Raw genomic sequence first — 13,179 nt, forward strand, 5'->3', positions numbered from 1 at the left:
ATGCTGCGTTTGATCCGAAAAACTATTTTCCTCACCGGCTGCTTTGTCATATCGGCGTCAGCCTCATTTGCACAAAGCCCGCCCGTCGATATCAACTCGCCCAAAGTAAAACGGGCTCTCGAATTCATAAGATCCATCGAGCCCGAGACCATCGAGGAACAGATCAAAACTGCCGAGATCCCGGCACCGACATTCAAAGAAGGCAACAGAGCGAAATACTACAAGCAGAGGTTCACCGAGCTAGGCCTTTCAAACGTGCGGATCGACGCGGTTGGAAACGTGATAGGCGAGCGGTCTGGAACCGATCCGTCGCAAACGCTCGTGATCGCGGCGCATCTCGACACAGTTTTTCCCGAAGGAACAGATGTAAAGGTCAGGCGGAACGGCAACATCCTCACGGGGCCCGGAATTGGCGACGACGCTAGAGGTTTGGCGGTGATACTTGCCATCGTCAGAGCGTTGAATGAAGCCAGAATTGAGACGAAAGGAAACATGATCTTCGTCGCCGACGTTGGCGAGGAAGGCCTCGGTAACCTAAATGGCGTTGGGCACATTGTGAAAGAGGAACTCAAGGGCAAGATCACGCATTTCATCGGCCTTGACGCGTCCGGTTATGACATCGTGAACCGCGAGATCGGCAGCAATCGATATCGTGTGACTTTTCGCGGGCCGGGCGGGCACAGCTATTTCGAATTCGGGCGTCCAAGCGCTATCCATGCCCTCGGCCGGGCCATTGATAAGATTGCAAAATTAACTGTGCTAAAAGATCCGCGAACGACCTACAATGTCGGTAAGATCGAAGGCGGCACAACGGTAAACTCGATCGCCCAGACAGCTTCTATGGAAGTCGATCTGCGGTCGATCAGTGCAGGCGAATTGGAAAAACTTGATGCGAATTTCAAAAAAGCCGTGCAAAGGTCGCTCGAAGAGGAAAACTCGTCGAAGACCGATGCGGCGAGGCTGACCGTCGAGATCCAGATGATCGGTCAGCGTCCTGTCGGGCTGCAAGCTCCGGATGCACCGATCGTTCAGGCAATACTCGCCGCTGACAAGGCTCTCGGCATCACGCCGAACCTGACCGCGAGCAGCACGGATTCGGGAATGCCGATGCGGTTTGGGATTCCGGCGGTGACGATCGGCTCGGGCGGCAAGTGGCAGGGAATGCATTCGGTTGGCGAGATTTTTGACTCTACGGACAGCTATCTTGGTACGCAGCGCGTATTGACGGCTATACTGGCGATTATTGGGATGAAGAAGTAGTTGGAGAAATTATGAACTTGTTTGGTCGAATTTCAACTCTGATCCTGGTCTGCCTGGTTATCGTTTCCTCGGCAGCTGCGCAGAAAAAACCGGCGGCCTTTAGCACGAGCGGCTATTACGAGGGGATAAAGATGTCTAGCCGTGAATCCGGCGACTCTTACGGCATCTCGATCTACCTGACGCAGTCGGCTAACGATACATTTGCACTCGTGACCGAGGCACCGGGCGGTACGATCAATAGCCCCGTCCTGGTCAAAGCGAAAATGACGGGAAAGGACATGCGCACCATCGAATTCACCCTTCCCGGCGATAATGGGGATCGCCAGTTCAAGGGAATCGTAGCGGCAGCCTCTTTGACCACGAAATACTTCGACAAAAAGATCGTGCTCAAGCGCGCGTGCGGCGGGACGTTCAGCAACATATCGACAGGCAGCGGCGGCGATGTCGGCGGGATGGAGTTTTACATTACCGACAGCGGCGGCAACTGGTTCGTGCTTGCTGCTGAAGCGGAAGGCGAGCTGAAGGATCCGGTCCTCGTTCCCGCTGAAGTCACCGGCAAAAACTACGACAAGATCTCATTCAGCCTCGGCGACCGCAAATTCACCGGCACGAGAGGAACGACCGTGCTGACCCTCAATGAGGGCGGAACCAAAACGGTTTTCAAGCAGAAATGCTACAAATAGCGAGAAACATTATGAACAAAATGAAATTGAGAGCGATCCCACTCGCGATGTTCGTTTTTTGCATGAGCATTGCCATTAATGCTCAAAGCCCGGCGCCAGTTGTCCAGAATAAATGCGCGAAATTAAAGATGGCCGCAGGCGAAGAAGACGCCGATATGGGCGGAAAGCGTTATCAGAAGTTCATTTTCACAAATATGTCGGATCAACCGTGCACACTCAGGGGGTTTCCGACGTTTGTTGTCCTGAACAAGGCAGGACAGGCTCTCGCGAACGGCAAGGCGAAATACAGCAACGATTATCCGAACGGCTTGGCAGAAAGTGACCGCAAACCTGTTGCTGTAACACTCGAGCCCGGTAAAACGGCATGGTTTCAGATCTATTACAACGATGGTATGGCTCTAGATCACAAAGGCCCGTATCCAAAAGCTTACAAATTCCTCATTACCGCCCCGAAAGGCGATAAGGCGTTTGTGACGAGAACCGATATTCAGCCCTGCTGCGGCATAACCGTCGGATCGATCCGTGGTGATGAGCCGGAATAAAAAACAATTGCTCCAAAAAATTTAACCGCAGGTGACGTAGATAACGCAGATCTCCATCGATTTTCAGTGATCTATCTGCGTTATCCGCGCGCCGGATTTCCGTGGCCAAAAAAAGATGGTTCGCATTACGTGTCGTCATACAATCGAAATCATGGCATATTCGCGTGTTGTGGATATGCGTGGCGGCGTATGTTAGGTTCGAAACAAAACCGTAAAAGCTCAAAATACCTATGCGTTTAAAACAACTTACCGCTCTTAGTCTTATTTCCTTGATCCTTGCCAGTTCGATCGCTGCGCAAGAGCCGGTCGATGCCGCGATGAATGCAAAGATCCGCGACGAAGGCCTCAACCGGTCACAGGTTTTGAAAACCTTTGAGCATTTTACCGAGGTGATCGGGCCAAGATTGACCGGTTCGCCGGCGGCTAAGACGGCGGCGGCGTATTCGCAGTCGCGGTTGAAGGAGTGGGGATTGAGCGATCCACGGCTTGAGCCGTGGGAATTCGGCCGCGGCTGGACGCTGGAAAAGCAGACGGTCGAAATGATCGAGCCTCGCTATATGCCGCTCGTTGGTTACGCCGAGGCTTGGTCCGCATCGACTGCGGGTGAGATCGTGGCCACACCAGTTCTTGTTGGCAATAAAACTGCCGCCGATCTCGAAAAAATGAAAGGCCAGCTCAAGGGTGCTATCGTATTGAGCCAGCCGCTGCAGGATTCGTTCGAGCGGATCGACCGCAAGCAGCCGACGGCGTTCGAAGAAGCCGTGCCGATCGGCCAGCCGCGTCCACCTCAAGGTTCTTCACCATTCATCACACCGGCCGCGATGAATAAAGCCTTATTTGAAACAGGTGCAGGCGTCATCCTTCGGCCGAATCGCGGGGAACACGGCACGATGTTCATCCTCGGCCGCGACAATGCCGAAGCGGCGATGCCGAGCGTGATACTCAGCGCCGAGCATTACAACATGATCGTCCGCATGCTCGAACTCGGTGTGAAGGTAAAGCTGCGGGTCAACGTGCAGACCAAATATCACACAGAGGACAAAAATGGATACAACGTCCTCGCCGAACTTCCAGGCTCAGATCTCAAGGACGAGACCGTAATGATAGGAGCACATCTCGATTCGTGGCATTCCGGAACTGGTGCGGCCGACAACGCCGATGGATCTGCCGCCGCTCTCGAAGCAATGAGAATACTTAAAGCTATCGGGGCGAAACCGCGACGCACGATCAAGGTCGCTATCTGGAGCGGTGAGGAGCAAGGATTATTCGGTTCGCAGAGGTGGGTAACAAAAAACTTAGCAGGAGATGCGAACAAAGCCGCGAGAGAAAAATTTGACGTCTATTTCAACCAGGATCCGGGCAGCGGGCCGATCTATGGCTGGTATCTTGAGAATAACTCAGCCGTAAAACCTATCTTCGACGCCTGGCTGGAGCCATTCAGAGACCTCGGTGCGCGTAAGAACATCATTCAGCCCATAGGCAGCACCGACCACGTATCATTCAACCGTGCCGGCGTCCTGGGCTTTAACGCCGTCCAGAACTACGACCTCTACGACACGCGGGTGCATCATACGAATATGGACACCTTCGAACGTGTGAGCGAAAATGATCTTAAGCAATCGGCTATTGTCCTCGCGTCCTTTGCTTATCATGCTGCAATGCGGGCAGAAAGGATCCCCGCCGGATCAGTAAAATAATCGGCCTTGCCCGATCCCGGATGTTTATGCGACCAATTCTTATCATCGTATCTCTTTTTATTTGCAGCCTCGCGGCTCCTGCGCAGAAGCGTGTCGAAACTGGTTTTCTAAACAGGTCTCTTGTTCTCAATAAGCTTGAGTACCGCTATCAGGTCTATGTGCCTCGTGAATTCTCCAAGGCACAAAAATGGCCGGTGATCGTAGCTCTTCATGGGGGCGGCGAATATGGAAACGATGGTCTAAAGCAAACGCAGGTTGGCCTGGCGACTGCAGTTCGCCTTCATCCGGAACGGTTTCCCGCGATAATCGTCTTTCCTCAGGCTAAACCTGACGGCACGCCCGGCTGGCAGCTCGATGGCGGAAAAGCCGCTATGCAGGCGCTGGATAATGCTGTCAAGGAATTTAATGGCGACCGGTCGCGCCTTTACCTGACGGGTTATTCTGCGGGCGGAAACGGAACATGGTTTCTTGGCTCAAGATACGCCGACAGATTTGCGGCGCTCGTCGTCGTATGCGGATTTGTATCCGACTTTAAGAGCCCGTCAAACGGCATTATGTACCCGGCAATAATTCCGTCGGTCAGCCGCGGAGAAATATACCCGAGTCTCGCCGCCAAGGTTGCTCGCATACCGATCTGGATCTTGCACGGGAACAAGGACGATATAGTCTTGCCGGAAGATTCCCGTCAGATGGAGGCGGCCCTCAAGAAGGTCGGGGCCGACGTTCGCTACACCGAGATCCCTGGAGCCAATCACAACGCCTGGGATCCATCTTACGGAAGGGCCGACGTCATCGAATGGATGTTGAAACAGCGAAAGTAATAGATTACCTCCGCGAAACCTATCGCTTTAATAGTTCACGGATACGCTTTAATAGCTGCGGCATCAGCGTGGTAGTTTTTAGCAGCGAGCCAGACGCAAACTTGGTCGCAAATCCGCGGAATGTTTCGACCGCGGTAGCAGAATAAGGCATCCACCACGCATCTGGCAGCAAGGCGAGTTTGTTGATGTGAATATGCTGGGGCTGGACGAGTTCCATCAGGCCTTCGCGACCGTGGGTGCGGCCGAGGCCGGAATTTTTGAAGCCGCCCCACGGCGTTTGGCCGATGCCGTGGGTGTACAGAACTTCGTTGATGCAGACCGAGCCGGCTTCGATCTGACGTGCGACGCGTTCGCCTTTGGCACGGTCGCGGGTCCAGACGCTGGCGGTAAGGCCGAATTCGCTGTCGTTGGCAAGGCGGATCGCTTCTTCCTCGGTAGAAAACGTCGCTATCGGCAGCGTCGGGCCGAACGTTTCTTCCTGCATCGCGCGCATATCGTTGTTGGCGTTTGTAATGACGGTTGGTTCGTAGAAAAGGCCTTCGAATTCGGGATTGCGTCTTCCGCCGATCTCAATTTTTGCTCCAGAAGCACGGAAATCCTCGACGTGATCCTCGACGATCTTGATCTGCCGTTCTGATGACATTGCTCCGACCGAAACGTCCTCACGATCGCCAAATCCCTGCTTGAGTCGTTTTGTTTTTTCCACGATCTTCCGCGTAAGTTCCGCTGCGACACTTTCCTGCACGTAAAGCCGCTCTACCGATGAGCAAGACTGGCCGCTGTTACAAAACGCTCCCCAGACGGCGGCTCTGGCAGCAAGTTCGAGATTGGCGTCAGCGAAGACGATCATCGGGTCCTTGCCGCCGAGTTCGAGCACGACGGAAGTGAGATTCTTTGCGGCCGCAGCCGCGATCTTTTTTCCAGTGGCGACCGAGCCGGTGAACATTATTTTGTCAGGAGCCGCTTCGACGAGGGCGGCCCCGGTCGAGCCGTCGCCGGTCACGACCTGAACCGCGTTCTGCGGAAATCCGGCTTTCTCAAATATATCGCGGATCTTTACCCCCACGAGCGGCGTTAGTTCTGACGGCTTGATCACAACCGTATTTCCGGCCATCAAAGCCATGACAGCTTCGCCGAGCGGAATCGAAAACGGATAATTCCACGCCGGAATTATCCCCACAACGCCGAGAGGCTGATAGATGATCTTCGACGAGCGGCCCATCAGTGCGTAGAGCCCGATGCCGATTTTTGCTGGCTTTAAAAGCTTTTCCGTGTTCCGCGCAAAATACTGCATCAGATCTAGAACCGGTGCGATCTCCATCGCGATCGCCTCGCCGAAGGGCTTCCCGGATTCTCGCGAGATCAGGTGAGCGATCTCGTCGACCTCAGCTAGTATCACCTCGCGGGCACGCATCATCAGATCGCGTCTGGCGGCAAATGAAGTCTGTCGCCATTCACGAGAAGCAGCACGCGAAAGAGTGACCGCTTTCTGGACATCTTCAGCCGACGAAATGCGTACGCGGCCGACCTCTTCGCCGGTTGCGGGGTTGTAGGAAATTATCGTCTTTTCTGCGGAGTCGGCTGTAGCGATCATGGTTGTGTTACTTCCTCTCACAAGGTCTTCCGGCTGCTTCTTTGGTCGTTCCGCGTTGGATCGTGCTGTCGAGCTTGTTTCCGCAAATGACGGCGGCTTTATGATCGTTGCTGATGTTACCCTTCTGAGCGTGCGAGAGCGTGTTGTTGCGGATGATATTTCCGCCCTTGTCATAATCTGCCGCGTCGCTTTTGAGCTTGACGTTGACGCCGAAGCTCTCGGTTATCAGGTTTCCCTCGACTACATTATTATCACCGCGAAGCTCGACATTGCTACCCGAGAATTCAGCGGGCTCCAGATTATACCGGCATTCATTGCCCGCGAAAACGTTGCGGTTGGCGTTTTCCTTTACGTTAAAACATTCTGAGCCGTAGGTGTTGATGATGTTTCGCCTCGCGATATTGTTATTCGACGTATCATTTGCGTACATCGGCTGAGTTGTCGATTTCGGGCTCGTGCCGATGTAGATCGCTTCGCCATTATGGTATCTGAAGCTGTCTACCCCTCGGTCTTTGGTAAACATTCCACAGTATTCGATCACGGAATCCGATATCTCGTTATGATGAGCGCCGTTGCGTAGGCGGATGCACTCACCGCCGGCACCGCGCAGATACATGTTCATGATCTTGATGCCGGTCAGGTATCTGGTCGCATCGTCGCTGCCGATGTAGATAAGCTTGCTGTCCTTGATGATCGACCGATTTTCGTCCTTAAATGCAGTGACCTTTGACGGGTCGGTCGGATACGCTTTTCCCGCTAACGCCTCCTGGCCGTCGATCGCAAAACCTTCGAACCTGTAATAGCTGTGATCGATATTCACTATTCGGCCAGATCCGTAAAGGATGGTTTTGTAACGCCTATCCTTCGACTTGGCATTGTCGCCGCCGCGAACGACGATCGGAGCGGCTTCGGAGCCGTTGATTCTTGTCGTGAGCGTTTCGTGGTAGATGCCGGGCGAGAGATCAATGCTGGTCCCGGGCTTCGCCACGTCAAGGGCGTGTTGGATGGTCCTGAAAGCGGTCTTCGCGGTTTTGCCGTCGTGCTTGTCGTCACCAGCGGGCGAAACATAAATCGTTTTTTGTGCGGAAGCAGAACACGCTAAGGTGACAACTAGTAGGATCGTAAAAACAAGGTTTGGAAAAAACTTCATTCAGCCCAGATTATAACGCAATTTGGCAGGGTATGCTCAGCAAGTGCACCACCGCGTCGAAAATAGTCCTTGACAAGCTTTGTGCCGATGGTTATTCTGCTGAAGAGGTAAAATACCGAATGATTGACGGCATAGACGAACAAATACTAACGATACTACAAAACGATGCGCGTATTTCGAACGCCGAGATCGCGAGGCAGATCGGGCTGGCTCCTTCGGCGGTATTGGAGCGGATTCGCAAATTAGAGGACCGCGGCATCATTCGCGGTTATCGTACTGAGATCGATCCGCGGGCGGTCGAATTTGGGCTGACGGTCTTTGTCACGGTGAAGACCAGTGAATGCGGAAGCGAAGCCGAAGAGGCTCTCGCGGCGATCCCAGAGGTGCTTGAGGTCCACGATGTCGCTGGCGAAGACTGCTTTTTGCTTAAGATCCGTACCAAAGATACTGACGCGCTAACAAAACTACATCGCGAAAAAATAAGGACGATACCGAGCGTGGTCAGCACGAAAACCATCGTCGTTCTGCAAACATACAAGGAAACGACCGCTTTGCATCTGGAAGGTAAAGCACGCAAGGGGTGAAGTGATGAGCGCGGTTAGAACAGCAGATGAAAAACAGAAACTGATCTTTTTGATCGCAGCATTCGCGGCGGTTTATTTGATCTGGGGATCCACATATCTTGCGATCAAATATGCGATCGAGACGCTGCCGACGTTTCTGATGGCGGGAGTTCGATTCCTGATCGCGGGCGGCATTTTGTACGGCTTCGCACGTTTGTCGCCAAGCTACGAAAAGCCTAAGGCGGTTCATTGGCGGACAAGCTTCATTGTTGGAGCGCTTTTGCTTGGCGTTGGAAACGGAGCAGTTGTTGTTGCCGAACATTATATTTCATCGAGCATGACGGCTTTGCTCATCGCCTCGAATCCATTTTGGATGGTGACGCTTGGTTGGATGTTCATGGGCCGCGGAAAGCCTAATTACAAGGTAACGCTTGGCCTGCTTATCGGATTTATCGGCGTCGCATTGCTTATTCTCGGCCGCCCGGACGCAGTGGGAGCGAGCGGCAATTCGCAATGGTTTGGCATCTTTATGGTCGTTATAGCAACGATCGGTTGGGCGTTCGGTTCGTTGTACGGAGCGACGGCTCCAACCGCGAGATCCAACGTCCTCGCCGCCGGAATGCAGATGCTGGCCGGCGGATTGATCCTGACGGTCGTCAGCGCGATCGCCGGTGAATGGCAAACATTCGATTACCGGGCAGTTTCGTCCACGTCATGGATAGCTCTGGCGTATCTGATATTTGTCGGTGCGTTGGTCGCCTATACTGCATATAGCTGGCTGATGCAGAATGCTTCCGCGTCGGCAGTTTCGACGTATGCTTATGTCAATCCGGTCGTGGCGGTCTTCCTCGGATGGATCATCGCCGGCGAATCGCTCACCGCTCAGATGCTGATCGGAGCCGCGATCATCGTCGTATCCGTGATGCTCGTCACGGCAAATAATAAGAAGAAACTTCAACCTAAAGAGGTCGAGATCCACGAATCGCTTACACCGACAAGCACCACTGCTTCAGCAGCAGCTTAAAAACGAAGAGGAAATTATGGCAACAGGAACATACAAAGCAACAGTTCGATACGCCGGTGACGATTTTTTCATCGGCACACCGCCGAGCGGACACGCTCAGCTAATGGACGCCAACGGCGAACGCAAAGCCGCCCCGACGCCGCTCGAGAATCTCCTCGTCGCCGTCGCCGGATGTACCGCATTCGACGTCGAGTCGATCCTGAAGAAAAAACGTCAGGATGTTACCGACTACCGCGTCGAGATCGAAGGCTGGCGTCGCGACGAAATGCCGAAGGCCTTTATCAAGCTCCACATCAAACACATCGTTACCGGCCGCAATATTTCAGAAAAGGCGGTCGCCGATGCTATCAGACTGTCGGACGAAACCTATTGTTCGGTCGCCGCAACGGTCAAGCCGACGGCTGAGATCACGACGAGTTACGAGATCGTGTTAGAACCCGCTGCGTAAGCAGTAAAAAGAAAATTAACCGCAGATAAACGGGGATGAGCGCAGATCAGAAAATATGATCTGCGCTCATCCGCGTTTATCTGCGGTGAAATTCTTTCGGGTTCGTCCGTCCGCCGCGAAGCTCTAGCCGAGCATTTTCTCGATCACACCATAGCTCGCTTCGATCGCTTCGCTCAATCTATACGGCTCCGTGCCGCCGCCTTCGGCCATGTCGGCTTTTCCGCCGCCGCGTCCGCCGACGATCGGGGCGATCTCGCGGATGATGTCGCCTGCCCTGACCTTTCCCGTAAGGTCGTCGGATACACGGACGATCAGGCCGACCTTGCCTTCGTCAGAGCGTCCGATGATAACGACGCCGGATTTGAGACGAGCTAGCAGTGTGTCTGAAAGCTGACGCGTACCATTCGCATCGAGCCCGTCAACTTGTTTTGCCAAAACCGTTACGCCGTTGATCTCACGCGGTTCGTTCTGCTCGCCGCCGTCTGCACCTTGAGCACCGAGAGCCATTTTGAGCTTTAGCTCATCCATTTCCTTGCGGGTCTTTTTGAGCTCTTCCTGCAGGCGAGCGATCGCGTTCGGCAGGTTGTCACGCTGAGTGTTGAGTTCGTGCAGGCTGCGTTCGATGAGGCGTTCATCTTCGCGGAAGCGTGAGAACGCGTCAAAGCCGGTGATCGCACGAATACGACGCACGCCGGAAGCGATCGCTTCGTCGCCGGTGATCTTAAAGCTGCCGATGTCGCCAGTTGCGCGGACGTGAGTTCCGCCGCATAGTTCTTTCGAGAAAACGCCGTCGCCAACACTCAAAACGCGTACCGCCGAACCATATTTCTCACCAAACAAAGCCATCGCCCCGCAGGCCATAGCTTCCTCGATCGCCATGACGTTTGTGTTGACCGGATCGTTTTTAAGAATGTAACGATTCACCAGGTCCTCGACCTCGGCGATCTCATCGGCGGTCATCGGCTGGTAATGGGTAAAATCGAACCGCAAAACGCTCGGCCCGACGACCGAACCCGCCTGTTTCACATGCGTTCCCAAAACTTCTCTCAATGCTGCATGAACGAGGTGCGTGGCGGTATGATTTCGCCGCGTCGCATCGCGTTTCTCGGCGTCGACCGTCGCGACGACCTCGTCACCGACCTCGAGCGAGCCAGCGAGTATCGAGACCTTGTGTATGATCAATCCCGAAACAGGTGAATAAGTGTCGGAAACGGTCGCTTTCGAAGCAACACCGCCCGTTTTTATCATCCCGCCGCTTTCGTCGCCCTTGCTAAAGGTCGTTTTCACGATAACGCCGGTATCGCCAACCTGTCCGCCCGATTCGGCGTAGAACGGCGTGTTGTCGAGCACAACACTGCCCTGAGCACCGGCCGTCAGTTCGGCAACTGGCGTGTCACCATCAAGGATGGCGACGACCTTCGCATCCGCGATCTGGATCGTGTCATAGCCATGAAATTGATTCATACCGAATTTATCAAGCAGTTCGGCATATATCGGCGAAGGCTGGGATTTACGCGTTGTGTGCCCGACATCGCCTTGCTTTTGCAACTCCTGCAAAGCCGTATCAAAACGCTCGTTAAAATCGTCTTCTTCAAATTCCAGCCCTTTTTCTTCCAGATAAACGCGGATCAGATCTCGCGGCGTGCCGAATGTGTCGTACAATTTGCCGATCGCCAGGAACAGCTCGTTATCCTTAGGCGTCGACGCCGAGAGGCCGAGATCGTTCAAACGGCCAAGGCCGACGGTAACGGTATTGGCAAACCGCTCCTCCTCGATCTTGACCATCTTGCTGATGAAGTCACGCTGAGCTTCGAGTTCAGGATACGCTCCACTCATCTCGGTGACGACGAAATCGCAGACCTTGTGAAAGAAAGGTTCGTTCAAACCCAGATGTTCGCGGCCGTGGTAGATGGCACGCCGCATTATCTTCCGCAGGACGTAGTTGCGGCCTTCGTTTCCCGGCAGGATGCCGTCGGCGATGGCAAAGGCGGTCGAGCGGGCATGATCCGCAATCACGCGGCTGGCAAATTGTTGGGCTTCAGTTGATTCCTCGTAAACACTCATTATCTAAATAATATAACAGCTGAGTCAGAACCGGGAGCAATAGCGACTGGGTTCTTGCACTTGTATAATACTGCGTCCGTAATTATTATTTTGGAGTTCACAAAAATCAAGCGTATGTCGAGGGCAAACCTTATGGAGCGGTGCAATTGGATCTTTCTATTTGTCTTGGCTCTTTCGGTTAATGTAATTACAATGAGCGCACAATCGGCAGAAGCCCTTAAAAACTTCAAAACGCTCTATGAGAAAGAGCTGAAAGACAACGGCATTGTTGGCAGCAGCTTTGTCTTAGTACGTGATAACAAGCTAGTCGCCGACTACAAATACGGCTCGGCAAACCTCGAAAAAAATCAACCGGTCGATGAAAACACGATCTATCACTGGGCGTCGAACACAAAACCGTTCACGGGTATCGCGATCATGCAGCTTCGCGATCGCGGACTGTTGAAACTCGACGATCCGGTCACAAAATACCTACCTGAATTAAGAGCTGTTCACAATTCGTTCGCGTTTATGGATGAGATCACGATCAGGCATCTGATGACACACTCGGCCGGATTTCGAGGCGGAACATGGCCGTTTGCGGGTGGTAAGGATTGGGAACCTTTTGAACCGCAGGAGTATTCTCAGCTCGTTGCGATGTTTCCGTACACGGAAATTCGCTTCAAACCGGGCAGTAAATTCAGCTATTCAAATCCGGGCATCGTATTTTTAGGACGCATCATCGAAACGCTCACTAAAGACGACTATGAGGTCTATATCGATAAAAACATCCTAAAACCGCTGGAGATGTACCGAAGCTATTTCGACGCGACGCCGTATCATTTGCTCAAGGACCGCTCGCATTCCTACTACATCGAAAACGGTAAACGGACGGAAGGGAAATTCGACGCGAACACTGGAATAACGGTTTCGAACAGCGGTTTAAATTCGCCGATCCCGGATATGGTCAAGTATCTGAATTTTCTCGTTGGGGCTGGTGGCGACGACCGCACTCTTGTTGAGAGATATAACACGGTCCTAAAACGGTCATCGCTCGAGGAAATGTGGCAGCCGCAGCTCAAGACCGAGGCGGACGCGAATGGGAATAAGGGCTTCACGACCGACATCGGGCTGATCTATTTTATCGACAAAACGCTTTCGCCCACACATCTCGGCCACGGCGGCGATCAGAACGGGTTTATCAGTTATCTCGACTTTGACCCCGCGAAACGTATGGCTTCGCTTGTGGTCTTCAACACCAACATCATTCTGCCGGATGGAGCTCCGCCGGAGAAGGATATGGTCGGTAAGCTAAGACGCGATCAGGGCACTATATTAGGCAGAAAATAGGAAT

General features: G+C 53.4%; 12 protein-coding genes. 9 read left to right on the forward strand and 3 right to left on the reverse strand.

Annotation, left to right across the window (positions count from 1 at the left end):
- From IPG22_09375 to IPG22_09395, 5 genes are all read left to right on the forward strand, one after another.
- Positions 1-1,260: a M20/M25/M40 family metallo-hydrolase gene (locus IPG22_09375; GenBank protein ID MBK6588493.1), complete on the forward strand. Its 1,260-nt coding sequence runs from the start codon at positions 1-3 to the stop codon at positions 1,258-1,260.
- An 11-nt stretch (positions 1,261-1,271) separates the two neighbouring features.
- Entirely contained in the window at positions 1,272-1,943 is a 672-nt protein-coding gene (locus IPG22_09380) for a hypothetical protein (protein MBK6588494.1), read from the forward strand.
- An 11-nt stretch (positions 1,944-1,954) separates the two neighbouring features.
- Positions 1,955-2,485: a DUF4232 domain-containing protein gene (locus IPG22_09385; GenBank protein ID MBK6588495.1), complete on the forward strand. Its 531-nt coding sequence runs from the start codon at positions 1,955-1,957 to the stop codon at positions 2,483-2,485.
- Between the two features lie 230 nt (positions 2,486-2,715).
- Positions 2,716-4,182: a M20/M25/M40 family metallo-hydrolase gene (locus IPG22_09390; protein ID MBK6588496.1), complete on the forward strand. Its 1,467-nt coding sequence runs from the start codon at positions 2,716-2,718 to the stop codon at positions 4,180-4,182.
- A gap of 26 nt (positions 4,183-4,208) precedes the next feature.
- On the forward strand, positions 4,209-5,003 hold the full coding sequence (locus IPG22_09395) for a prolyl oligopeptidase family serine peptidase (protein MBK6588497.1): 795 nt from the start codon (positions 4,209-4,211) through the stop codon (positions 5,001-5,003).
- Between the two features lie 19 nt (positions 5,004-5,022).
- Here the strand turns inward: IPG22_09395 and IPG22_09400 are convergent, their stop codons facing one another.
- On the reverse strand, positions 5,023-6,597 hold the full coding sequence (locus IPG22_09400; protein MBK6588498.1) for an aldehyde dehydrogenase family protein: 1,575 nt from the start codon (positions 6,595-6,597) through the stop codon (positions 5,023-5,025).
- Between the two features lie 7 nt (positions 6,598-6,604).
- Positions 6,605-7,747 (reverse strand): DUF1565 domain-containing protein, encoded by a 1,143-nt coding sequence (locus tag IPG22_09405; protein ID MBK6588499.1) that lies wholly within the window; start codon positions 7,745-7,747, stop codon positions 6,605-6,607.
- A gap of 119 nt (positions 7,748-7,866) precedes the next feature.
- On the opposite strand from IPG22_09405, the gene IPG22_09410 reads away from it, so the two are divergent.
- From IPG22_09410 to IPG22_09420, 3 genes are read left to right on the forward strand one after another with little or no spacing between them, the layout of a single operon-like run.
- The gene (locus IPG22_09410) at positions 7,867-8,331 is read left to right on the forward strand and encodes an Lrp/AsnC family transcriptional regulator (GenBank protein MBK6588500.1); all 465 of its coding nucleotides are present in this window, start codon (positions 7,867-7,869) and stop codon (positions 8,329-8,331) included.
- A 4-nt stretch (positions 8,332-8,335) separates the two neighbouring features.
- Positions 8,336-9,334, forward strand: coding sequence for an EamA family transporter (locus IPG22_09415; GenBank protein ID MBK6588501.1), 999 nt, complete (start codon positions 8,336-8,338; stop codon positions 9,332-9,334).
- 16 nt (positions 9,335-9,350) lie between these two features.
- A complete protein-coding gene (locus tag IPG22_09420; protein ID MBK6588502.1) occupies positions 9,351-9,782 on the forward strand; it encodes an OsmC family protein in 432 nt (143 codons plus the stop codon).
- Between the two features lie 123 nt (positions 9,783-9,905).
- Here IPG22_09420 and alaS read toward each other — a convergent pair whose 3' ends face one another.
- The gene (gene alaS, locus IPG22_09425) at positions 9,906-11,846 is read right to left on the reverse strand and encodes an alanine--tRNA ligase (GenBank protein ID MBK6588503.1); all 1,941 of its coding nucleotides are present in this window, start codon (positions 11,844-11,846) and stop codon (positions 9,906-9,908) included.
- 192 nt (positions 11,847-12,038) lie between these two features.
- On the opposite strand from alaS, the gene IPG22_09430 reads away from it, so the two are divergent.
- Positions 12,039-13,175: a beta-lactamase family protein gene (locus tag IPG22_09430; GenBank protein ID MBK6588504.1), complete on the forward strand. Its 1,137-nt coding sequence runs from the start codon at positions 12,039-12,041 to the stop codon at positions 13,173-13,175.
- Positions 13,176-13,179: the final 4 nt, after the last annotated feature.

The organism is Acidobacteriota bacterium (assembly GCA_016703965.1).
GTDB lineage: Bacteria > Acidobacteriota > Blastocatellia > Pyrinomonadales > Pyrinomonadaceae > OLB17.